Raw genomic sequence first — 22,646 nt, forward strand, 5'->3', positions numbered from 1 at the left:
CACTAAGCGGGCCGACCTGGACGGAGTGCGGTGCGATTTCGACGGCGTACCACGAATGAATTGCGCGTATCCGTTACCACGCGCATCCAGCAGGCCGTGGCGGCCGATGACGGTTCCCGGGTCCTGTCGGAACAAGCCATGGCCGAGGTACGGACGCTGTGGTCGGCGGCGGCCACCGCCCGGGGAATGGACGTCGACACGGTCACGGTCGTCGCGCTTTTCCACTGGGTCAGATACGCGATGTTCCACTCCGGGGACGCCAGCGACCTGGCCATCGCCTTGGAGCTGTACGCCGAAATCCAGAAGGTCGCGCCTGAACTGGTCCCACCCGAAGTGGCCGAGGCACTGGAACCTGAGTACGACCCGGACGTGTTCGCCGACGTGGGCGTCACCCTCTTCCAGGAATTCCAGCGCACCGGCGACGCATCCCACCTGGACAACGCGCTCCTGGCCTTCCGGAGGGCCGTATCGGACAGTCCATCGGGCGACCCGATGTTGCCCGTGCGCAAGTGGAAGCTGAGCACCGTGCTCCGCACCCGGCTCGACCTTCAGGGCCGGCAGGGCGATCCCGCGGACCTGGAGGAGGCCGTGCGGCTGGGGCGAGCGGCCGCGGCGGAGATCCCGGCCGGTGACCCCGACCGGGCCCCCTGCCTGTCCAGCCTGGCGCTCACGCTGCGCAGCCGCTTCGAGCGCCACGAAGCCGCCGGCGACATCGAGGAGGCGGTGCGCACGGCCCGGGCCTCGGTCGCCGAGGCCGCGCCGGGGCACCCGGCCAGGGGCGTCGTCCTGTTCACTCTGGTTCTGACCCTCCGCAGCCGGGCCGACGCGGGCGACGACGACGAGATCATCGCCGCCTGCCGGGAATCGGCGGACCTGTTCGAACCTGGCTCCCCGGACCAGCTGAAGGCCCGACTGATTCTCGGCCAGAGCCTGTACGACAGGTTCACCCGCCTGGCCCGGGACGACGATCTGGACGAGGCCATCCGGGAACTCACCCCCGCGCTCGGGCCTGACCCCGTCGATCGGCCCGTCCGGGTGGTAGCGCTGCTCGCGCTCGGTCTGGCCCGGAGCGCCCGGTTCAAAAGGACCGCAGAGCCGGGCGAGGAGAGCGCCGCGATCGAGGCGCTCCGGGCGGCCGAGCAGGCCCTGCCGCCAGGGGACGAATCGCGCGGCCTCGTGCTGTCCACCCTGGGAAGTCTGCTGTTCAGCCGGTTCCGGCAGGCCGGGGACCCCGCCGACCGCCAGGCGGCGCTCACCGCGTTCCGCGACACGGTCCAGGCCACCCCGGCCGGTGACGCGCGGCTCGCGGACCGCCTCGCCGAACTCGGCTCCCACCTGCAGATGAGCTACGAGGAGACCGGCAGCCTCGCGCACCTCGACGAGTCGATCCACGCGTACCAGGACGCGCTGGCGCGGCCAGGAGATCACGACCGGGTGCGAAGCCTGGGCATGCTGAGCACCTCGCTGCGGCTGCGGTACGAACTCGCCGGTGACGCGGCCGATCTGGACGCGGCGGTGAGCCTCGGCCGGGCGGCCCTGACGGAAGAGGCCACCGATCCGCTTTCCCGGCTGACAGCACTGAACAGCCTCGGAAACGCGCTCATGACGTCCGCGGACACCGATTCCGGCGGCCGGAGCCTGGATGAGGCCATCGCGGTCCACCGGGTCATGCTCGCGGAATCACAGGCCGGCCAGCCGCTGCGCGCGTACCCACTGATGAATCTGGCCAACGGACTGCGCGCCCGGTACGAACGGGACGGAAACCCAGCGGATTTGGACGAGGCGATCCTGCTCGGGAGGCAAGGGCTGGCCTTGGAGACGCCACTGCCTGATCGTCCCGCCGCCATCGCCGGTCTCGGTTTCGCGCTGCTCCAACGCCACTCGCACACCGGCGATGAGGGCGACCTGGCGGAGTCGATCGATCTGCTGCGTGCGGCGCTGCGCGTCTGCCCGCCCGAACATCCGGTGCGAGCCCGCCTCCACCTCATGAGCGGGCTGGCCCTGCACGCCCGTTTCACCGTCACCCGCGCCCCGCACGACCTGCGCGAGGCGGTGTCGGCGTGGCGGCAGGCGGCCGGCATCGCGACCGGTGACGTCACCACGCGCCTGCGCGCCGCCAGGACCTGGGCCTTCGCCGCGACCGAGGAGGCGGACGCGGAACTCGCGGTCGACGCCTACGCGGCGGCGGTCGGCCTGCTGCCGCTGCTGGCCTGGCCCGGCCTGGATCGCGGCATCCGGGAGGAAAGGCTCAGCCAGGGGCACGGCCTGGCGAGCGAGGCCGCCGCGTGGGCCATCATGGCGGGCCGGCCCGATCGGGCGTTGGAACTGCTTGAGCAGGGGCGTACCGTGCTGTGGGCCCAGGATCTGCGGGTGCGCGCCGATCTGAGCGCGCTGCGGGAGGCTGAACCCGACCTGGCCGCCCGGCTTGATCATGTTCGGGCGCGACTCGATGGGGGATCGGCGGAGCGGCAGGCCGCCACCACGCGCAGGCGGCTGGTCGAGGAGTGGGACGAACTCGCCCGGCAGGTGTCGGAGTTGCCGGGGTTCGAGCGGTTCCTGCGGCCGTACTCCGCCGCCGAACTCTGTGCCGGGGCGAGCGGGGGGCCGGTGGTGGTGGTGAACGTCAGCCGGTTCCGATGTGACGCCCTGGTCGTCACCACCGGTGGCGTCGAGGTCGTGCCGCTGCCCCGGCTCACCGAGGAGGACGTCGTCGAACGGGCGAATCTCCTGCTCTACGGACTGGAATGGGCCAGCGCCCGGTTCGTGTTGCGTGACACGTTCACCGCGATGCTCGCCTGGCTGTGGGAGGCGGTCGCCGAGCCGGTGCTGTCCTTTCCGGCTATCGCCGAAGCCCCGGCGGCCCGGTTGTGGTGGTGCCCGACCGGCGCCCTGACCTTCCTCCCGCTGCACGCGGCTGGCCTGCGCGCGCCCGACTCGGTTCCCGACCGGGTCGTCTCCTCCTATACGCCGTCGCTCGCCGCGCTGGTGCGCGCCGGGAACAGGCCACCCGCCCCGCCGGTACGGCGTTGCGTGGTCGGCGTCTCCGAGTACCGCGCAGACGCCTATCCGGAGGGTCGGCCGTCCCGGCTTCCCGGTGTCGCGGCGGAGGTGGCGCAGGTCAGCGCGCTCCCTGGCGGCGCGACCGTGCTGCGGGACGGTGAGGCCACCCGGGAGGCGGTGCTCAGGCTGCTCGCCCGGCACGAGTGGTCGCACTTCGCCTGCCACGGCCGCCAGGACCTGCGCGACCCCGCGAAAGGCGCGCTGTGCCTGTACGACGGGCCGCTGCCCGTACTGGAGATCGCGGAGCAGCGGTTGCCCCACGCCGAACTGGCCTACCTGTCGGCTTGCAGTACCGCGATCGGCGGCGGCGGGGTACCGGATGAGGCCGTGCATCCGGCGGCGGCCCTGCAGGTCGCCGGGTACCGGCATGTCATCGCCACCCTGTGGCCGATCGCCGACCACACGGCACGGGCGGTCGCGGGCGACTTCTACACGCGCCTCGGCGGCTCGGCCCCGGGTTCAGCGGAGGTGGCCCATGCCTTGCACGGAGCCGTGAACGCCTTACGCGCGGCCCATCCGGACATGCCGGAAATCTGGGCCCCGTACCTCCATATTGGTCCCTGAACGCCCCAGGGCTAGCCGACGGGAAATAGAGGCCAGCCGGCCGTGAGGCCGCCGTCCAGGACGATGGTCTGGCCGGTGAGGTAGGAGGCTTTGTCGGAGCCCATGTAGAGGACGGCCGCGGCCACCTCCTCCGGCTTGCCGGGGCGGTGCATGGGCAGGACGGAGTTGACGGCGTCGCGGGTGTCGTCGCCGCCGGTGAAGTTCTCGTACAAGGCGGTCTGGGTGAAGCCGGGCGCGATGGCGTTGACGCGGATGCCGTGGGCGGCGCCTTCGAGCGCGGCCGCCTTGGTGATGCCGACGACGGCGTGCTTGCTGCCGACATAGAGAGTTGCGTCGGGAAAGCCCATCACCCCGTACGTGGAGCTGACGTTGACGATGCTGCCACCGCCCTGCGGCAGCATGGCGCGGAACTCGTGTTTCATGCTCAGCAGCGTGCCCAGGACGTTGGTGTCGAAGACGGCCGCGTAGCTTTCGTCGGTGATGTCCGTGACCGGTCCCGGGGTGCCCGCGGTGCCGGCGTTGTTGACCGCGATGTCCAGTTGCCCGAAACGTTCGACGGTGCGATCGATGAGTTGGCTCATGTCCTTGTCGCGGCGTACGTCGGCCTGGACGAACTCGGCCTGCGCACCGAGCTTGCCCAACTCGTCGGCGAGTTCGACGCCGGCGTCCTCGTGCCGTCCGGAGACGACGAGGTTCGCGCTCTCGCGAGCGTAGGCGACGGCCACGGCACGACCGATGCCGGTGAGCGCGCCGGTGACGAGAACCACAGGAGTGGCCATGATCAGCTCCCTTCGGATGTGGGCGAACGGTCGGATGCGGGCGGGCAGTCGGTCGCGGCGCGCATGATCGCGCGCCGGATGGGTTCGTAGCCGGTGCACCGGCAGATGTTGGACTCGACCAGGCGATCTACGAGTTCTGGATCGTCGCCGATGGATTCCAGGGCCCCGGCGGCGATCATCAGGAACCCGGGAGTGCAGAAACCGCATTGCAGGGCATGCTCGGCGGAAAAGGCCCTCTGCAGCGGATGCGGTTCCCCGTCCGGCCCCGCCAGCCCTTCCACTGTCCGCACCGCCGCGCCGTCGCACTGTACGGCCAGCATCAGGCAAGCCCGGACTGCTTCACCGTCGACCAGCACCGTGCACGCGCCGCAGACCCCGTGCTCGCAGCCAAGATGCGTGCCGGTGAGCCCGCAGTCCTCGCGCAGCGCGTCAGCCAGGACCCGGCGCGGTTCCACGTCGAGCGGATAGTCGTCCCCATTGACCGTGAGCGTGATGTTCATCGCAGACCTCCTTCGGGTTCGGCATGCGACCGCCAGTCCGCCACCGCCTGGCGGAGCGTCCGGCCGACCAGAACCGCGATGACCTGGCGCCGGTATTCCGGGTCCGCATAAGGCTCGTCGACCGGCGCGGCGTCCTCGTCGGCGGCGGCGCGACCCGCACGGGCGAACGGATGGTCGGCGGGTAGGCGGTTGCCCGCGAGGTCTGCGTCGCCGAATGGATGGTCGACGGGCTGGTGGTCCCCCGCTAGGGCCGCGTCGGCAAACGGATGGTCGTTGGCCGCCGACACATCGGCGCCGATCAACACCCGCTCGGCGGCGCGGGCGCGCACCGGCCGGTCGGCGCAGTTGGCCAGCCCGATCCGCGCGTCGACGATCAGCCCGTCGTGTACGGTGACCGCCGCCGCCACGGCCACTTGAGCGAAGCAGAAATGCGTCCGCCGATGTTCGACGAAACCCACCCCCGTGGAGCCCCCCAGCAGCGGAAACCGTACCGAGGTGATGATCTCGTCAGGCGCGCGTGCCGTCTGGAGTGGGCCGAGGAAGAAGTCACGGGCCGCGATCTCGCGTACCCCACCGGAGCTTCGCACTTCGATCACGGCGTCCAGCGCCACGGCGATGGCGCACCATTCCGACGCGGGATGCGCCCACGCGATGCTGCCCACCAAGGTTCCCCGGGTACGGATGGGCGGATGGGCGATGTTGACGACGGCATTCGCGCAGAGTCGGCCGAGCGGCCCCGGCACTGCCTGCGGCGACTCGAAGACCTGGTGTCGGACGAGAGCGCCGACCCGCACAGTGCCGTCGTCCAGACCGATACGGTCGAGCCCGGCGACGTGGTTGATATCGACCACCAAATCCGGACAAATCCGCCGCATGTGCATCTCAAGGATCAGGCTCTGGCCGCCGGCGAGAACCCGGACGTCGCGCCAAGTGTCCCCGAGGGCGTCCACGGCTTCTCGCACTGTGTGCGGCGCGACGTAGTCGAAGGCGGCGGGCTTCATCAGGCCTCCTCGTACTTCGGCGCGCGCGCCGCCCGCCAGACGACATCGGGCGTGAGCGGCATCTGCAGCAGATCCGGATCGGCGATCTGGAGCGCGTCGGCGACGGCGTTGACGATCGCCGCCGGACTGCCGATACAGCCCGACTCGCCCGCCCCTTTCGCGCCCAGCGGCGTGCTGGGACTCGGCGTGCAGGTGTCCTTGATCTCGATGGGCGGGATCTCGCTGGCGGTGGGGACCAAGTAGTCCAGCAGGCCGTTGGCCATCAGGGGCACCCCATCCTCGCCGTACGGGATGCCTTCGTACAAAGCCTGACCGATCCCCTGCACGGCCGACCCGAACGCCTGCCCACGCACCACCGCAGGATCGAGCACGACTCCGGAATCGTCGACGGCGACCAGCCGCAGAACCCGGACGACGCCAAGTTCCGTATCGATCTCGGCGACGGCGGCGTGAGCGCCGAACGGGAACCCCATGCCCGACTCGAATCGCTCGTGCACCCGAAGCGGGCCAGTCGCCTTCACAAGCTCGGTCAGATCCATGCCAGCCGAGCCATCCCGGACGGGGTAAAGCGTGCCGCCGGACCATTCGACCTCCTCGACCGGCACCCCCCACAGCTCCGCCGCCCGCTCGCGCGCCCGCTCCGCGAACAGCAAGGCGGCGTTTTGCAGGGCAGCCCCATCCACCTGCGCCGACCGGCTCGCGAACGAGCCCAGCCCTTCGGGCTGCGCGTCAGTGTCACCTTCGACCAGCCGGACCCGGTACTCATCGACGCCGAGGGTCCTGGCCACCAGCGCCGGAAATGTCGTCTCATGGCTCTGCCCGCTGGAGGCCGCACCGCAGTGCGCGATGATCGCGCCATCCTCATCCGCTTCGACACCGGCGAAATCATGCAACCCGCCCGGTTCTCCGCCGGAACGCTCGACGTAACAGGCCAGGCCGATACCCAGCGGCAGCGCGTCCGGCCGCGCCCGCCGCCGCGCCTGTTCGGCCCGCCAGGCGTCATACCCGATGGTCTCCAGGGCGAGTTCGAGCGCGGCGGCATAGTTCCCGCTGTCGTAGCGCCTCCCCGTCGGAGTCTGGTATGGAAAGCTCTCCGGCGGAATGAGATTGCGCCGCCGCAACTCCGCCGGATCAAGCCCCAACCGCCGCGCCAGCACGTCCATCGACCGCTCCAGGGCCGCCGTCGCCTCCGGCCGCCCAGCACCACGGTACGGATAAGTCACCATCGTGTTGGTCAGCACCGACCGCACAGTGGCATGCACCCGCGGCGTCATGTACGGCCCGGTCGCCATCCAGGCCGTCTGCATCGGCAAACCCACCCCGAGATGGGGATAAGCGCCCACATCCGCATCGATCTCCAGCTCGTACGCGAGCAACCGCCCATCCTCGTCGGCCGCGAGCCGAACCCGCTGATCCTGCCCCCGCCCCCGAGTGGCGACACTCATGGACTCCATCCGATCCTCGATCCACCGCACCGGCCGCCCAAGTTTCACCGCCAGAAAGACCACCGCGACATACTCGGGAAAGGTCGCACTCTTCGACCCGAACGCACCCCCGGTATCGGGCACCACCACCCGCACCCGCTCGGCCGGCCAGCCCAGCGACTTGGCCAGTTCGAGCCGCAACCGATGCGGCATCTGATGCCCCGACCACACCGTCAACCGCCCGTCCTCCGGCACGGCCAGGATGGTCCTGCACTCCATCGGCGTGGGCAACAGCAACTGCTGGCGATACCGCGCCTCCACCACGGCCGCCGCCCGCCGCCACACCACCTCCTCGATCGGCTCACCCGCCGTCCCACGAAACGCGACGTTGCTCAGCCCGTCGAACAGCGAAACCGAGTCGGCCGCACCGGCGGCGGGCGTGACCACGGCAGGCAGCGGATCGATCCGATAGGTGACCTCAGCCGCCCCGTCCTCGGCCCGATAGCGGTCCTCCCCGAGGACGACCGCGACGGCCTCTCCCGCGTACCGCACCCGGTCCTTCGCCAGCGACGGCCACTCACGCCCGTTGACCGCGTCCTCGGTGGACAACTTCGCGAGCATCGTGCGCGGCACCGGCGGCAGATCCTGAAGATGCGCGGCCTCGTTCGCGCACACGGGCAACTCCGACAGATCCGCTGCCGACCAGGCCCCCACCACTCCCGGCACCTCCCGGGCGGCCGAGCAGTCCACCTCGCGTATGAGGCCGTGCGCGACCCGGCTTCTGACGAACGCCGCGTCCAGACAGCCCGGCACCACCAGGTCGGCGACATACCGGCCGTGGCCGGTGAGCAGTCGCGCGTCCTCGCGTCTGGTCCATAGCTTCACAGCGGACCCCCAGAGCCGGACCCGACCTATTGCCGCGATAGCGCTCGTCCGACGTTAAATAGTTCGGAGCGGAGTTATGCGCACAGCCTACCATCTGACCTGCGAAAACTCCGTTGACGCGAATTTTGGAGAGGCTCGGTTCACGTTAGAGAAATCCTTTGTTCCGGCGGAATTCTCTTTACCGTGCCGGTCGTTTAGGGTCGCTTCAGTCGGAGGTCTTCTGGCGTCAGTAAGTTCAGGCTCGCTGACTTGATCCTGAATGCACGAAAGGCACGCCGATGCTCCGTCCCGCCCTCGCCTGCCTCGCCCTGGCCGCCGCGACCCTAGCCATCCCCGGTACGGCAACGGCCCACCCCGCCCAGAAGCCGGTCGTCATCAAGGACGTGACCTTCCCGACCATGCCGCTGGGCGAACTCCAGAGTTCGATCCAGGACGACCGCGGGATCAACCTGGGCGGCGTCGGCAGCGGCCTCTACCCTGCCTCGCGCCGGGGCGACTTCTGGATGGTCACCGACCGCGGCCCCAACGGCCAGCCCACGGTCAACGGCGAGAAGCGCCGCACCTTCCCGATCCCCGAGTTCACGCCCGCGATCGTCCAGGTGGCGACCCGGTTCGGTGTGGAGATCAAGAAGTACATCCCGCTGGTCGGCCGCTCCGGCAAGCAGATCACCGGCGTCTCGAACCAGCCCGGCCACGACGAGCTTCCGTACACGTGGGATGGTCTGACCGCGCTGCCGTACAACCCGAGCGGGGTGGACGCCGAGGACATCGTCCGGGCGCGGAACGGGGACTTCTGGCTGGTCGAGGAGTACAGCCCGTCCCTCCTGCACGTCTCCGCCAGAGGCATGGTGATCGCGCGGTACGTCCCCGCCGGGCTCAACCTGACCGGCGCCGACTACCCGGTCAAGCCCGTGCTCCCCGCCATCCTCGCCACCCGCCCGCAGAACCGCGGCTTCGAGGGCCTGACGATCAACGGCAACACGCTCTACCTCGCCGTCCAGAGCCCGCTGCAGAACCCCACCAAGGCCGTCGGCGACAAATCCCGGATCGCCCGTATCCTCACCTTCGACATCCGGCGCGGCCGGGTCACCGGCGAGTACGCCTACCAGTTCGAGGACGTCACCACCTTCGATCCGAAGGTCAACGGCGACCAGAGCCAGATGAAGATCTCCGGCCTCGCCCACATCGGCGGCGACCGCCTCCTCGTCGACGAGCGCACCGACAACGTCGCCCGGATCTACCAGATCAACCTCGCCAAGGCCAAGAACCTCCTCGGCGGCCGCTACGACAACGCCGCCACCACCCCCTCGCTGGAAGCCCTCACCGACCTGACCACCGTCAAGCCCGCCCCCAAGTCCCTCATCGTCGACCTCTCCGTGGTCGCCCCCACCCTCCCCGGCAAGGTCGAGGGCATCGCCCTGCTCGACCCCCGCACCCTGGTCGTCGCCAACGACAACGACTTCGGCCTGGGCGACTTCGGCACAGACGGCCGCCTGATCGACTCCGGGGTAAAGAGCCGCATCGTCACCATCCGCCTCCCCAAGCCCCTCCGCTGAACTTGTACGGAGATACCCTGCCTTCCAGCCCGGGAGGCAGGGTTTCGCTGTCTCAGCCGTGAATCGCGATCCTGTGGCCGGGACGTCGGGTCCACGTTCCGGCACCATGGTCGGATCTGTCAGGTCACGTCGCATCGCCGCCGGTCCTGCGCGTGTTCTTGGGGAAGTGCGGACCGAGTCCGTAGCGGATTCCGATGCCCCCGCGAGCGTCGCTGAGCTTCACCAGCACCTGACGTTTCTTCAGTTTGTCGAGGAGATCGCGAGCGGCGTACATGTGAATATCGAAGAGGCGTTGCAGCGTGCGATTGGTCACGTAGCCGTACTCGTTGACATGGTCGATGACCTTCTGGTCGATCTCATCGATGTCCCTCCGCGCATACGTGATCGCGCGGGACATGGCGGCCACTGTCGCGGACAGCAGGCGATACGAAGGGAACGGCTTGCTCGCCGTGCGCCTTGTCGGCTCGATGAGGTGGTATTCCTCTGACATCGCCGAGAGAACTTCCTGGGCTTCGGGCGCGGGGCGCTGAATGAGCGTGCCGAGGTGTATGGCGTCGATGCTGTTGCTCGACCGGAGTCGGGACAGTGCCAGCAAGACGTTGACGTCACGTGCGGCCCTGACGGGAAGCTCGTTGATGAACCGTACGAATGCGTCGTTGCCGATCCCGCCGGGGAGGGCCGCGCGGACCATGGTGCCGGTGTCCTCAAAGGTCGGCGGCTCCTTGCCGATGCGGAGCATCTCCCGATAGGCCCGATCAATACCCTGACCGGTACGCTCAGCGAGTTGAAGAATGGAGATGGTCTCCGTGAGGAGCCGGTTCCGCGGGGTGGAGGGATGAGTCAAGATGTTCTGCGGGGTGACCCCGGCAACCAAGCCCCCAGGACTGGTGATGATCAGGCGCTCCGGGGCATGCTCGATGTCCACCGTTCCCGTGGTTTCGTAAGAACGATGGATGAAGGCGTTGACGATGAGTTCGCGTACGGCGTCGTGCGGATAATCCGTCAGCTGTAGTTGAACCCCTCCCGCGATGTTGAGCGGGTGGATCTCCTGGCGTGCGGCCACCGCGTCGGCGACGGTCTCGATGGCTGCCAGCAGCGGTCGTGTCCCGCGGAGCCGGCCAGTGGCCTCGCTGCCCGAGGTGGGGCGGAATTGGTAGGAATATCCATACCCGGGGACCTTCTTCCGCAGCACCGCTTCGTCGCCCAGGAGAACAACGCCCGCGTTGGTGACCGCCCCGTCCGGCGTGAGCAGGCGGAGTGCGCCCATCAGAGCGAGGTCGTCGAGTTCGACGAGATGGTCGCGCCCGCTGGTGGCGAGCAGTCGGCGCAGTCTCCCCATTTCGACCGGGCTCAGATCGCTGACCTGGGCCCCGGAAGGTTCAGCCGACCAGTCGACCTGACCACGTGCGATCATCACTTCGCGTTGCTGATCCGGGGGGAAGGGCAGACATTCCTTCCCCAGTCGCCGGGTCGCCAGCCCTGCGCCGTTGCAATGGGGGAGGACTCCCTGGGGTACGGACACGGCGATCAATCGCACATCGTCCACGATCTTCTCAGTCACGAACGGCGTTATGGGCGGACGGGTCCGATCGAAGATCTCCTTACGGATCTGATCGAGGCCGTAGGTCGCGGGTACGCCCCGCAGTGCCGACGCCCGCGTGGTGGCCTTGTCGTCAACACCCAGCACCACTGTGCCTCCACCGGCGTTGACGAAGCAGACCAGCGCGTCCGCCAGCAGCGTGTAGGTGGTCTTCGGCGAGTCGGCGACCAACTTGAAGTCGAGGGTCTCAGACTCCAGCGAGTCGGCGGTGACCCCGTTGCCCACTACTTGCAGTGCCGCGTCCACCTCTGATCGCTCCATGGCGTGACGATAACTGAGAAGTGGTCGATTCTGCACGCTTCTCAGTTGGGTTCTCAGTCGGGCAGCTTTCAGAGCCAGAAGATCGCTAGCGCGGTGAGGCCGAGGCTTAGGGCCACAAGACGGAGTGTTCTGGGGTGCTCGGCTGCTTCCCGTCGTGAGGAGATGATCAGCGCGGTGCCCACGGCCAGGGCCGTCAGCAGGTGCAGGCCGTACCACCAGGGGGTGGGCAGTCTGCCCAGGGCGGTGCCGGAGAGGAGATCGTCGGCGGTCCGTAGCCGGCGAGTACGGCGGGCAGGGCCAGGCACAGGACCGCCAAGGCCCAGCGGAACCGGCCGAGGAAGGCCCAGACGATCACGCCGAGGACGAGGAGGATCGCGGAGTTATGGTGGAGTTGCCGGATGAGCAGGCCGCCGCGGACCTCGAAGCTGATATGCAGGATCGAGTTGTGGGCGACGCTCATGGGGATGCCCCGGAGCGGCGTGTAGGAGCCGTTGTAGGCCACCATCTGGTTGCCGGGTGTGTAGAAGAAGGCCAGGAACCCACCGGTGAGCAGGACGACTGCGAAGCAGTAGACCAACATCTCGCCCACCAACTGCCTCACACGCTGCATTCGGCATATTTCACCACAACAGCAGCGGTTGCCGTACGCCGATGATCTCGTGAACGGGCTCGGATGAGAGATCATTAGAAATCCGGCCATGGGCTTCGGTATTCTTGGCGGCAGGTCGAGAGGCGCTGCAACGGGCGGGAGCCCGCCACGCTCGGCTGGAACCAACTCCCAAGGTCGCCTCCGCCATTTTTTGGAGGAGGAGCCTGTGGATCGGACGAGTGCGCTGCGGACCCTGCTGAGCCAGCGGATCGCTGTTCTGGACGGCGCGTGGGGCACGATGCTCCAGGACGCGAAGCTCGCGCCAGAGGACTACCGCGGCGAGCGCTTCGCCGACTACCCCCGGGACCTCACCGGCGACCCGGACATCCTCAACCTCACCCGGCCGGACCTCGTTCTCGACGTGCACCGGCAGTACCTCGCGGCCGGCGCCGACATCACCACCACGAACACCTTCACCGCGACCTCCGTCGGCCAGGCCGACTACGGCGCCGAGGCGTACGTGCGGGAGATGAACGTGCGTGGCGCGCAGCTCGCGCGGCAGGCGGCCGACGAGTTCGGCGGCAGGTACGTGGCCGGCTCCATCGGACCGCTCAATGTCACGCTCTCGCTGTCGCCGAAGGTGGAGGACCCGGCCTATCGGGCGGTCACCTTCGACCAGGTGCGCGCGGCCTACGCCGAGCAGATCGAGGCGCTGGCCGAGGGCGGCGTGGACCTGCTGCTGGTCGAGACGATCTTCGACACGCTCAACGCCAAGGCGGCGATCGCGGCCGCCAGGGAGGTCGCGCCCGACCTGCCGCTGTGGATCTCGGTGACCATCGTGGACCTGAGCGGGCGCACGCTGTCGGGGCAGACCGTCGAGGCGTTCTGGCGCTCCATCGAGCGGGCCGAGCCGATGGTGGTCGGCGTGAACTGCTCGCTCGGCGCGGTCGAGATGCGGCCTCACGTGGCCGAACTTGCACGTTTCGCCAACACCTACGTGGCCAGCCACCCCAACGCGGGGCTGCCCAACGCCTTCGGCGGCTATGACGAGACCCCGGTGGAGACCGCCGGCCTGCTGGCCGAGTTCGCGGGGGCCGGCCTGGTCAACATCGTCGGCGGCTGCTGCGGCACGACCCCGGCCCACATCGAGCGCATCGCGGCCGCGGTCGCCGGGCTCCCCCCGCGCGAGATCGCGGCACCGGCCCCCGCCACCCGGTTCAGCGGCCTGGAGCCGTTCGCGATCGGCCCCGACACCGGCTTCGTCATGATCGGCGAGCGGACCAACGTGACCGGTTCCGCCAGGTTCCGGCGGCTGATCGAGGGCGGCGACCATCAGGGCGCGGTCGACGTGGCGCTGGAGCAGGTACGCGGCGGGGCGAACGTGCTCGACGTCAACATGGACGCCGACCTGCTCGACAGCGAGGAGGCGATGACCACCTTCCTCAACCTCATCGCCACCGAGCCGGAGGTGGCCCGGGTCCCGATCATGGTGGACAGCTCGAAGTGGAGCGTCCTGGAGGCCGGGCTCAAGTGCGTCCAGGGCAAGGGCGTGGTCAACTCGATCAGCCTCAAGGAAGGCGAGGAGCCGTTCCTGGCCCAGGCCAGGCGGATCCGCGACTTCGGCGCGGGCGTCGTGGTGATGGCCTTCGACGAGCAGGGCCAGGCCGACACGACCGAGCGCAAGGTGTCCATCTGCGGGCGCGCCTACGACCTGCTCACGCAGCAGGCCGGTTTCGCCCCCGAGGACATCATCTTCGACCCGAACGTGCTGGCCGTGGCCACCGGCATCGCCGAGCACAACGGGTACGCCAAGGCGTTCATCGACGCACTGCCGCTCATCAAGGAGCGCTGCCCAGGGGCCAGGACCAGCGGCGGCATCTCCAACCTGTCCTTCTCCTTCCGCGGCAACGACGTCGTCCGCGAGGCGATGCACTCCGCGTTCCTGCTGTACGCGGTACGGGCCGGGCTCGACATGGGCATCGTCAACGCCGGTCAGCTCGCCGTTTACGAGAACATCCCGGCCGACCTGCTTGAGCTGGTCGAAGACGTACTGTTCGACCGGAGGGCCGACGCGACCGACCGGCTGGTCGCCTTCGCCGAGACGGTGAGCGGGAGCGGCACCGCCCGCGTCGTCGACCTGGCCTGGCGCGACGCGCCGGTCGGGCAGCGGCTCGCGCACGCGCTGGTGCACGGCATCGTGGACTTCATCGAAGCCGACACCGAGGAGGCCCGCCAGCAGGCGGTCCGGCCGCTCGACGTGATCGAGGGCCCGCTCATGGACGGCATGAAGGTGGTGGGCGACCTCTTCGGCTCGGGCAAGATGTTCCTGCCGCAGGTGGTGAAGAGCGCGCGGGTGATGAAGCGGTCGGTCGCCTACCTTGAGCCGTACATGGAGGCCGAAAAGGAGCAGGCCCGGCTGGAAGGGCGCCTGGACACCGGGCGCGGGCAGGGCACCGTCGTGCTCGCCACCGTCAAGGGCGACGTGCACGACATCGGCAAGAACATCGTCGGGGTCGTGCTGGGCTGCAACAACTACAAGGTGATCGACCTCGGGGTGATGGTGCCCGCGTCGGTCATCCTGGACACGGCGGTCGCCGAGAACGCCGACGTGATCGGCCTGTCCGGGCTGATCACGCCGTCGCTCGACGAGATGGTCTCGGTGGCCGCGGAGATGCAGCGGCGCGGCCTCAAGACACCACTGCTCATCGGCGGCGCGACGACTTCGCGCCAGCACACCGCCGTCCGGATCGCCCCCGCGTACAACTCGGTCACGCTGCACGTTCTGGACGCGTCCCGGGTGGTCGGGGTCGTCTCGGACCTGCTCGACGACGACCGCGCGGCGACCCTCGCCGTCGACAACCGGGTCGAGCAGAAGCGCCTGCGCGAACAGCATGAGGCGCGGATCCGCCAGCCGCTGCTCCCGCTCGCCCAGATCCGGGCCAACCGGTCACCGGTCACCTTCGACGACCTGCCCGTGCCGGCCTTCACCGGCGTCCGCACCGTGACGCCGTCCCTCACCGAACTGCGCGAGTTCATCGACTGGCAGTTCCTCTTCCTGGCCTGGGAACTCAAGGGCAAATACCCGGCCATCCTCGACCTGCCCGAAGCCCGCGAACTCTTCGACGACGCGACCACGATGCTCGAACAGATCATCGCCGACGGCTCACTCCGGCCCGTCGGCGTGTACGGCTTCTGGCCGGCCCACGCCGAAGGCGACGACATCGTCGTCAACGGCGTCCGCCTGCCGATGCTCCGCCAGCAGACCGCCAAGCCCACCGGCCGCTCCAACCGCTGCCTGGCCGACTACCTCGCCCCCGCCGACGATCACCTCGGCGGCTTCGCCGTCGCCATCCACGGCGCCGACGAACTCGCCGCACGGTACGAGGCCGAACACGACGACTACCGCGCCATCATGGTGAAGGCCCTGGCCGACCGCCTGGCTGAGGCGTTCGCCGAGTACATCCACCTGCGCGCCCGCCGCGACTGGTTCGAGCCCGACGCCGCCCCGGCGATGGAAGACCTCCACGCCGAACGCTTCCGCGGCATCCGTCCCGCCCTCGGCTACCCCGCCACCCCCGACCACAGCGAGAAGCGCGAACTCTTCGACCTGCTCGGCGCCGAGGACCTGGGAATCTGCCTCACCGAGTCGTACGCGATGACTCCGGCCGCCGCGGTGAGCGGCCTGATACTGGCCCACCCCGACTCCCGCTACTTCACCGTCGGCCGAATCAACCGCGACCAGGTGGAGGACTACGCCACCCGGCGCGGCGTTCCCGTGGCCGAGGCGGAACGCTGGCTCCGCCCCAACCTGGCATACGACCCGAAGTAACGGAACGACCTTCTGACCTGCCGCGCGGCCTCTGCTATCGAGCCGCGCGGCTGGTGAAATTGGCTGCTCTGGGCCGGTTGGCCGACACCGAGGTAGACCGGGCGCCTCGTGGGCCGAAGGGCCGGCGGCCGCTCTTGAGGCCGTCGACGATGGTCTTCGCTCGAATACGTATCGTGGTCAGGGGGACATGATCTCTCTGCGGGCTACTTCGCCGATGGCGACACCCTGGTCGTTTTCACTGATTGACACGGAAAGTCCTCCGCGCCCATTGGAAGTGATGTGGGCCGGGCCTCTGCCCCGTGGGCAGTTGGCCGGTTCCGCCTGCCGGAGGGCCATGACGAATTGGTGGCTTCCGGTGGGCTGCTCGTTCAGCCGGTACAAGCACGATCCGTTGATATGAGCGATGGTGAGCCAGCCGGTTCTCGCGTCGTCGCCCATCGGAGGGTCTATGACCATCGAAATCTCGTTCGTCAGCTGTCCCTTGTAGACCAGATCCCCGGACCACTCGCCCGTGATCTTGGTGTCCTGGCTCAGTTTGAAGGCGACGAGGAACGCCACGACGCCGGCGACCAGTGTGAGAAACAGCCCAATGACGACCGATATGAGCAACCTGGCCAGCCGGTAAATCCGGGGAATGCGCGGACGGCGGCTCCAGCTGATCGCGAAGCCCACCATCATGAGGAACCCGATGCCGATCATCGCCAGGCGTATGCCGAGCGAGGTCGGTTCCAGAGTCGTCGCGTCGCCGATCCTGACCACGGTCTGGAAGATCCCGGCCAGGAATACGGCGGCGCCTATTCCGGCCAGGAAGAGGCGGATTTCCACTAGGGGATCCGAGCCGCGGGGGGCCTGCCGGGCCGAATGGTGGTGTGCCCGAGCCACTGACTGGAGGATTCGGTGAACGCCGGGTTGCGCATGGTCGCGGCCACCGCCTGGAGGTATGTGGCGTAGCAGACCTCGTAGACGTGGCCGCGAGCGGCGATCTGGGCCTGCCATCGTTCCTCGTGGCGGTCGTTCAGGGTCTTCTCCATGGTGGCGAGGTGTTCATCCCTGTCTCGCAGACCGGTGGCCTTGGCCAGCGCTTTCTCCACCTCGCTGCGCCTGCGCTGGATGTCGGCCAGCTTGGCGGCGTAGGGGTTCTCGCCGAGGTAGCCGTAGGTGAACGCCACGAGGCCGCTCAGCGTGAGCAGCCCGCCGAACAGCAGCGTCACCGTGGGTTGGCTCAGGTCAAGCGCGCTGACCGTGGATGCGATCGGCTGGAGGGTGGCGTCGTCGAAGCCGGGGGCGAACAGCACACTGGCTCGGAGCAGCGCGAGCAGGCCGACGCCCACCGCCCAGGCGGCCATGACGACTAGCGTGGTCACCGTCAGCGCGGACGCCCAGCCTTCGACGGTCAGCCGACGTGTCCAGCCACCCGCTTGGTGCGGTGCGATCAACATTGCTCCGGCGGTTCCCAGGACGAACGCCCAGGTGAGTACCGGACTCTCGCCGAAGAAAATGAATGAGGCATACTGTATGGGAAGTTCGACGGCGATGAGCAGAGCCATGACGGCGACGCGGGCGACCGCCGCGCTGCGGCGCCGGGTGAGGCTGCGGGTGGCCTCCCCCCACCCGCTCGCCGGATGATCGCTCTCGCGGTCGGCTAGCGCGTCCTGCAGTTCTTTCTCCTCCGCCATCAGCTCCGTCCGCTGTTGCTCCTTCTGCGCGGCGAGTTCCTGGTGCTGCTTGAGATCCTGTTTGGCGGCGGCGATGCGCTCGTCAAGACGCTGCGCGTCCCGCAGATGGCGGACCCGCTCGTGGGCCTGCGCCTCGTTGCACTTGGCGTCGATCATGGCCAGGTAAGGCGGCTTGCCGCCGGTGGACAGGCTCCACTCGTCGTACATGCCGGAACTGCCGTCGCGGACGCCGTTCTCGTAGGCTTCTTTGCGGAGCGCCTCCATCTCTTTCTTCGAGGCGGGTTCCTCAGGAAGGGGACCGCCGCGCGGATCCGAGTCCATTTCGAGTTCGAGGCCTGACGCGACCGGTCGGCTGCCGCCGCTGTTGATGATCTGCTGGATCCGCCACCACATAGCCTTCCGCTGAGTTCGACTCATCAGAAGCTCCTTGTCGATATATCAGAGGAAAGTCGGTTGACGGCACCCGGCCGCTGCGAAGAACTCCTGCCAGAACTCCAGCAACTGCTGCTGCCGCACCTTTTCAGGCGTCACCTTGATGCCGAATCCAATGATTTGGACAGTAGACTCCGCGAGGTTGGGCAGGCGATTGCTCGCCTTGATAGCGGATATAATGTTATTTCTGACGTTTAGGCTTGATATATCCGCTTTGTAGAGGTCGAGTTCCTCGGTGCGGTTGGCCATGTCGCTGATGATCATTAGGTGGGCGGGCTCTCCGACGCTGGACGCCTTGAGCCGCGCGTCGAGGATTGCCCCGATGACGTCCGAGCCTGGGGGCTTCGTTTCGGTCTTGGCGCACGTCATCAGCTCGTCCATCACGCTCATCGCCTCGACCTTGCGGGCTTGGTTGATCTGCTTGGCGCGCACCGGGTTGTCGTTCTGGCTGTCCCGGGAAGTGGCGACCAGGTTCATGGGGCTGTGCCGGCAGTTGGACTGGGCCACCGAGCCGGTGATGACGGCGAACGAGACCAAGGCGCAGTCGCTCAGGAACAGCGGGACGCTCTTCTTCACCTTCTCCGGCACGTCGGTGTTCCGCGCGAACGAGGTCGCGTCGACCACCAGGCCGCACCTGCGGCCAGGGATCTCCTCCCCCTGGCAGCCGGTGAGCGCGAAGGTGAGCACGAGCAGGCCGGTCGCTGCCAGGAACCGGAAATTCACACGGTTGATCACTCGGACCCCCTTCGGGTGTCGTCGGGGGCGCTGATGTGGCCCAGAGCCTCTTCGACCACGTTCCTGATGACCGGAGGCAGAAGGTTGAGCAGGTCAGCGGAGAGCAGGACCGCTTCCTCGCCCTCCTCGGAGCGGATGCGCGGCGGATCCCAGTGGGGGATGCGAACCTGGTCGTACGTGGCGCGGCGCCGGTTGGCCAGGTAGCGGCGATCGAGCGCGTTCCGGTAGTGCGCCACCACTTCGTTGGCCCATTCCATTACCTCGTTCACGTCGGTACGCATCTGCCGTACAGCGGCCTCGTAGACGGAGAGGCGGAGGGCGAGCGCCTGACTGGCGGCGGACAGGGCGGCGGCGGTCGCCTGATGTTCCCGGCGGAGCCGTTCGTCGCGTCGTTCGGCGGCCACTTCAGTGAAGGCCACCGGGTAGTGCGGGTTCGCGTGAGCAGGCGGCGCCGGGAGCGGTGGCAGTCGGTCCAGCGTGCGGTGTCCTTCGATGACTTGGCTGGATGCCTGGAGGAGAGCGCCGCGCTCGCGCTCGGCCGCGCCGATGAACCGTCGCACGACTCGTGCGCGCCGCCGCCCGGCCCGGGCCGTGACACTGCGGATGAAGTTGGTGATCTGCTTTTCGTCCCAGCCGTAGGAGTCGTACTCGCCGCCGACTGGGACGTTGTCGTATGGAATTCCGCGTCGGCCGTCGCGACGCCCCATGCGCGCGGCCCAGAGAAGTTCGAGGTTCCGCCCCATAAACTTCGGAATACCGGAAGGTTGAGCCGTGCTCACTTTCACCGCTCCCGTGGGTCAATGTCCGCAGTTCGTGCCCCCACACGCTTCTGCAGGCACTAACGAGGGAGGTGAGGCAAATGTTCCGGGGCAATTCGGTAAGTTTTTGACCGTTCTGTGCGGATAATGACGCCGTGCATGATGTCGGGAGCAATTGGTCGAGACTATTGGATGGGTTTCTGGCCTTTTGTCCAGTCCATTCCCGTGATGGTGAGCAATCACGGCCTCGGAACCGGCGGATTTCCCGTGGTTGGAGCCCCTACTGTGTTCGTCTAGTTTGCTCTGGCCGAAAGGCTGGATTGATGGTTTTGCGATATTCCGCGATCCCCTTGGTAGCGGCGACGAGGCCTTGGTGAGCTACGAGTAGCAGGAGATCCGCGTGCCGTTGTCACGCCGGGGTCGGCTTCGCGAGGCCGAGCTGGAGCCCGGACGAGTACGAGACCTGGGCGTTGTGCCATTCACTGCGGCCGGTTCGACTTTGGCTGTGGCCTTGTGCCGGATCTGCCAGTGCTACCGACAGTGATGAGACGAGAGCGCTTCTTTGACGGTACCGCAGAGGTATTCGGGTACTGATCGCGTCTCCGCACGTAGCTGGCTTGCAGTCGTGTGACGCAGGTCACAGAACTGTAGTTCCCGGGAACTATAGTTCTGTAACTTTGCGTGATCCTGGCCCTCGGGTGGATCAATGGCCGTAGAGGCGATTGAGGTTGATTAGTTCGACGTCGGGGCGTTGGGTGGCGGTGGATTCCAGGTCGGGGGTGAAGCCGGTGGTGGAGAAGAGGGTGAGGATTGTTTCCTCGGTGTTGTGGCCTTCTCGGGTGAGGAGGGTGCGGATGGTGTCCAGGCGGGTGAGGTCGGGGATGCCTCGGCGGGTGAGGGTGGCTTTGGCTTCGCCGATGATGGTGATTCGGTCGGCGTCTTTGGCGAGGACGTCTATTTCGTGTTTGGCGCGGCCGGTGTGGTCCTGGATGGTGGCGTAGCCGACCTGGCCGAAGCCGGTGGGGTGGTCGAGTTCGTCGGGGGCGAAGCGGTGGGTCCAGTCTCGGGCGAGTTCCTCGAAGTGGGGGCCGAGGATCGAGGAACGGAACGTGGGGGCGGCGGCGCGCCATACCTGTTCGGCGCGGCCTAGTTCCAGTTGGCCCAGGTGGGGGGCGGTGATCAGGCGGTCGAAGCGGATGACGGGGTCGGAGACGGTGATGGTGGGTCTGCGGCCGCGGAGGAGGTCTTGGGATCGGGTCAGGTAACCGGCTGATTCGAGGACCGAGAGGGGGTATCGGACGGCGTTGTCGTCTCGGCCCAGGGCTGAGCCGATCTTGGAGGGTGTGTTCGCGCCGTTCGCGACCGCGGTGAGGATGTCGTAGTAGATCGTGCGGTTGGTGATTCTGGGGTCTTCGCGGAGCAGGTAGTCGACCTCGGTGCGGGTGAAGACGCTTCGGTCTGGTTCGAGCAGGTTCTCGGCCAGCCAGCGGTCGAAGTCTTCGACGTTCGCGGGCGGGCCGGTCATCAGGGCGTGGTAGCCGGGGATGCCGCCGACGCAGGCGTGCACTCGGAGCGCGGTCTCCGGGTTGTCGATGTTCCAGAGTTGGGCTGATTCGCGGTAGTCGAGGGCGTTGAGGCGCATGTCCATGATCGCGCGGCCGCGAAGGGGTTTGGTGCCGGAGAGGAGGGTCTGCATGACGCTGAGGGCGGAGCCGCAGAGGATCAGGCGGCCGCCTGGGCCGCGCTTGTTCTGGGAGTCGTCGTAGAGGTGCTGGATGAGTGACGGCAGTTGGGGTGCGTCGGCCATCGCGTAGGGGAACTCATCGATCACGACCAGGGCGGGTGCGCCTGGTGGGGCAGTGCGTGCCGCCGTGTCCAGGGCTGCGCGGAGCAGGACTTCCCACGATTCCGGTGCGCCGAGGAGGGAGGCGCTCAGGCCGGCGTGCTCGGCGATCGCGGCACCGAATCGAGACCGGGCGGCTCGGTCGCCCTCATCCTGGACTGAAGGGATGTAGAGGCCGCCCAGCGCTTCGCAGGCGGCCACGAGCAGCTGTGTTTTCCCTGTTCTCCTGCGGCCGGACACGAGGCCCAGGCGCAGCGGTCCGCTCATGTCGCCCTCGAACAGGAACCGGTCGAGCGTGTGCCACTGCCGCGCCCTGCCCACGATGCTGTCTGGCTTGTCCATCAGATCGCCCTCCCGAATTCAGTAAATCAGTTTCACCTTAGAAGGTGAAATCCATTTACCCTTCTGCCGGGAGGTGGGGTTAGTGCAGGTGGTGGGCGAAGAAGTTGGTGATTCGGTGCCAGGCGTCTGGGGCGGCGGTGGGGTCGGGGGAGATGCCAGCTACGCGGAGGAGGGGGCGGAGGAGGGTGGGGCCGGAGAGGTCCTCGTTGAGGAAGGCGTGGCCGGCGGTGGGGTATTCCTTGACGTCGTGGGGGACGTTTGCCTTGGTTAGGGCGGCTTCTAGTTTGGGGGCGGCGTTTTTGAGGGTGCGGTCGCGGGCGCCGTAGCTGGCGACGATGGGGCAGGAGTTGGCGAGGGTGGTGTCGAGGTCGCGGGGCAGGGGGCCGTAGTTGGCGGAGGCGGCGGCGAAGCCGGTGGTGGTGAGGAGGGCGAAGGCGCCGCCCATGCAGAAGCCGATTACGCCTACTTTGCCGGTGCAGTCGGGGGAGGCGGTCAGCCAGGTTCTGGCGGTTTCGATGTCGGCGAAGGGGCGGCCTTGGCGTTTGCGGAGGGCGCGCATGGTGGAGACGAGGCAGCGGCGGAGGCCGCCCGCGCTGAAGAGGTCGACGGCCAGGGTGAGGTAGCCGGCCTGGGCCATGCGGTCGGCGTGGCGGAGCATCATCGGTTCCAGGCCCATGATCTCGTGGATCATCACCAGGCCGGGCCAAGGGCCGTCGCCGGGAGGTGTGGCGAGATATCCGCGTAGGGGCTGGGATCCGCCGTGCTGGGCGGCTTGCTGGGTTAGGTCGATCTCGGTCATCTGGGCTCCCGCG

Annotated in this window: 15 protein-coding genes; 3 read left to right on the forward strand and 12 right to left on the reverse strand. The window is 68.0% G+C overall.

Annotated features, from left to right (window positions below):
• The first annotated feature begins 60 nt into the window (after positions 1-60).
• A complete protein-coding gene (locus Acor_RS26550; protein ID WP_155339478.1) occupies positions 61-3,624 on the forward strand; it encodes a CHAT domain-containing protein in 3,564 nt (1,187 codons plus the stop codon).
• Positions 3,625-3,635: 11 nt separating this feature from the next.
• On the opposite strand, the gene Acor_RS26555 is transcribed toward Acor_RS26550, so the two are convergent.
• Genes Acor_RS26555 through Acor_RS26570 form a run of 4 tightly spaced genes read right to left on the reverse strand, consistent with a single transcriptional unit; the run spans position 3,636 to position 8,213 of the window.
• Positions 3,636-4,403, reverse strand: a complete 768-nt coding sequence (locus Acor_RS26555; RefSeq protein WP_155339479.1) for an SDR family NAD(P)-dependent oxidoreductase — start codon at positions 4,401-4,403, stop codon at positions 3,636-3,638.
• Positions 4,404-4,405: 2 nt separating this feature from the next.
• Complete coding sequence (locus Acor_RS26560) at positions 4,406-4,903, reverse strand: (2Fe-2S)-binding protein (protein WP_155339480.1); 498 nt, start codon at positions 4,901-4,903, stop codon at positions 4,406-4,408.
• Positions 4,900-5,904: an FAD binding domain-containing protein gene (locus Acor_RS26565; RefSeq protein ID WP_155339481.1), complete on the reverse strand. Its 1,005-nt coding sequence runs from the start codon at positions 5,902-5,904 to the stop codon at positions 4,900-4,902. The genes Acor_RS26560 and Acor_RS26565 overlap by 4 nt, the downstream gene beginning before the upstream one ends.
• The gene (locus Acor_RS26570) at positions 5,904-8,213 is read right to left on the reverse strand and encodes a xanthine dehydrogenase family protein molybdopterin-binding subunit (protein WP_174876199.1); all 2,310 of its coding nucleotides are present in this window, start codon (positions 8,211-8,213) and stop codon (positions 5,904-5,906) included. Before Acor_RS26570 ends, Acor_RS26565 begins: the two co-directional genes overlap by 1 nt.
• A 278-nt stretch (positions 8,214-8,491) precedes the next feature.
• Here Acor_RS26570 and Acor_RS26575 point away from each other — a divergent pair, with 278 nt between their 5' ends.
• Complete coding sequence (locus Acor_RS26575) at positions 8,492-9,769, forward strand: esterase-like activity of phytase family protein (protein WP_155339482.1); 1,278 nt, start codon at positions 8,492-8,494, stop codon at positions 9,767-9,769.
• A gap of 124 nt (positions 9,770-9,893) precedes the next feature.
• Here the strand turns inward: Acor_RS26575 and Acor_RS26580 are convergent, their stop codons facing one another.
• On the reverse strand, positions 9,894-11,630 hold the full coding sequence (locus Acor_RS26580; protein WP_155339483.1) for an ATP-binding protein: 1,737 nt from the start codon (positions 11,628-11,630) through the stop codon (positions 9,894-9,896).
• 193 nt (positions 11,631-11,823) lie between these two features.
• Positions 11,824-12,219: a hypothetical protein gene (locus tag Acor_RS26585; RefSeq protein WP_155339484.1), complete on the reverse strand. Its 396-nt coding sequence runs from the start codon at positions 12,217-12,219 to the stop codon at positions 11,824-11,826.
• A gap of 226 nt (positions 12,220-12,445) precedes the next feature.
• On the opposite strand from Acor_RS26585, the gene metH reads away from it, so the two are divergent.
• On the forward strand, positions 12,446-16,048 hold the full coding sequence (metH, locus tag Acor_RS26590; RefSeq protein WP_246239140.1) for a methionine synthase: 3,603 nt from the start codon (positions 12,446-12,448) through the stop codon (positions 16,046-16,048).
• 177 nt (positions 16,049-16,225) lie between these two features.
• On the opposite strand, the gene Acor_RS26595 is transcribed toward metH, so the two are convergent.
• The 6 genes from Acor_RS26595 to Acor_RS26620 form a co-directional block, all read right to left on the reverse strand.
• A complete protein-coding gene (locus Acor_RS26595) occupies positions 16,226-16,873 on the reverse strand; it encodes a hypothetical protein (RefSeq protein ID WP_155339486.1) in 648 nt (215 codons plus the stop codon).
• Positions 16,873-18,141, reverse strand: coding sequence for a hypothetical protein (locus Acor_RS26600; RefSeq protein ID WP_155339487.1), 1,269 nt, complete (start codon positions 18,139-18,141; stop codon positions 16,873-16,875). The genes Acor_RS26595 and Acor_RS26600 overlap by 1 nt, the downstream gene beginning before the upstream one ends.
• A gap of 21 nt (positions 18,142-18,162) precedes the next feature.
• The gene (locus tag Acor_RS26605) at positions 18,163-18,891 is read right to left on the reverse strand and encodes a hypothetical protein (protein WP_155339488.1); all 729 of its coding nucleotides are present in this window, start codon (positions 18,889-18,891) and stop codon (positions 18,163-18,165) included.
• Positions 18,888-19,634, reverse strand: a complete 747-nt coding sequence (locus Acor_RS26610; protein WP_155339489.1) for a hypothetical protein — start codon at positions 19,632-19,634, stop codon at positions 18,888-18,890. Before Acor_RS26610 ends, Acor_RS26605 begins: the two co-directional genes overlap by 4 nt.
• Before the next feature lie 718 nt (positions 19,635-20,352).
• Positions 20,353-21,834 carry an AAA family ATPase gene (locus Acor_RS26615; RefSeq protein ID WP_155339490.1) on the reverse strand — a complete coding sequence of 494 codons (1,482 nt, stop codon included), beginning with the start codon at positions 21,832-21,834 and terminating at the stop codon, positions 20,353-20,355.
• Between the two features lie 79 nt (positions 21,835-21,913).
• Positions 21,914-22,633: a dienelactone hydrolase family protein gene (locus Acor_RS26620; protein WP_155339491.1), complete on the reverse strand. Its 720-nt coding sequence runs from the start codon at positions 22,631-22,633 to the stop codon at positions 21,914-21,916.
• Between the last annotated feature and the right edge of the window lie 13 nt (positions 22,634-22,646).

The sequence above is a fragment of the Acrocarpospora corrugata genome (assembly GCF_009687845.1).
Lineage (GTDB): Bacteria > Actinomycetota > Actinomycetes > Streptosporangiales > Streptosporangiaceae > Acrocarpospora > Acrocarpospora corrugata.

Bases quoted from the DNA above. Each gene is read 5' to 3' on its own strand.
- Acor_RS26615 (WP_155339490.1), bottom strand. From the start codon at position 21,834: ATGGACAAGCCAGACAGCATCGTGGGCAGGGCGCGGCAGTGGCACACG.
- Acor_RS26600 (WP_155339487.1), bottom strand. From the start codon at position 18,141: ATGAGTCGAACTCAGCGGAAGGCTATGTGGTGGCGGATCCAGCAGATC.
- Acor_RS26555 (WP_155339479.1), bottom strand. From the start codon at position 4,403: ATGGCCACTCCTGTGGTTCTCGTCACCGGCGCGCTCACCGGCATCGGT.
- Acor_RS26580 (WP_155339483.1), bottom strand. From the start codon at position 11,630: ATGGAGCGATCAGAGGTGGACGCGGCACTGCAAGTAGTGGGCAACGGG.
- Acor_RS26565 (WP_155339481.1), bottom strand. From the start codon at position 5,904: ATGAAGCCCGCCGCCTTCGACTACGTCGCGCCGCACACAGTGCGAGAA.
- Acor_RS26610 (WP_155339489.1), bottom strand. From the start codon at position 19,634: ATGGGGCGGAACCTCGAACTTCTCTGGGCCGCGCGCATGGGGCGTCGC.
- Acor_RS26620 (WP_155339491.1), bottom strand. From the start codon at position 22,633: ATGACCGAGATCGACCTAACCCAGCAAGCCGCCCAGCACGGCGGATCC.
- Acor_RS26575 (WP_155339482.1), top strand. From the start codon at position 8,492: ATGCTCCGTCCCGCCCTCGCCTGCCTCGCCCTGGCCGCCGCGACCCTA.
- Acor_RS26560 (WP_155339480.1), bottom strand. From the start codon at position 4,903: ATGAACATCACGCTCACGGTCAATGGGGACGACTATCCGCTCGACGTG.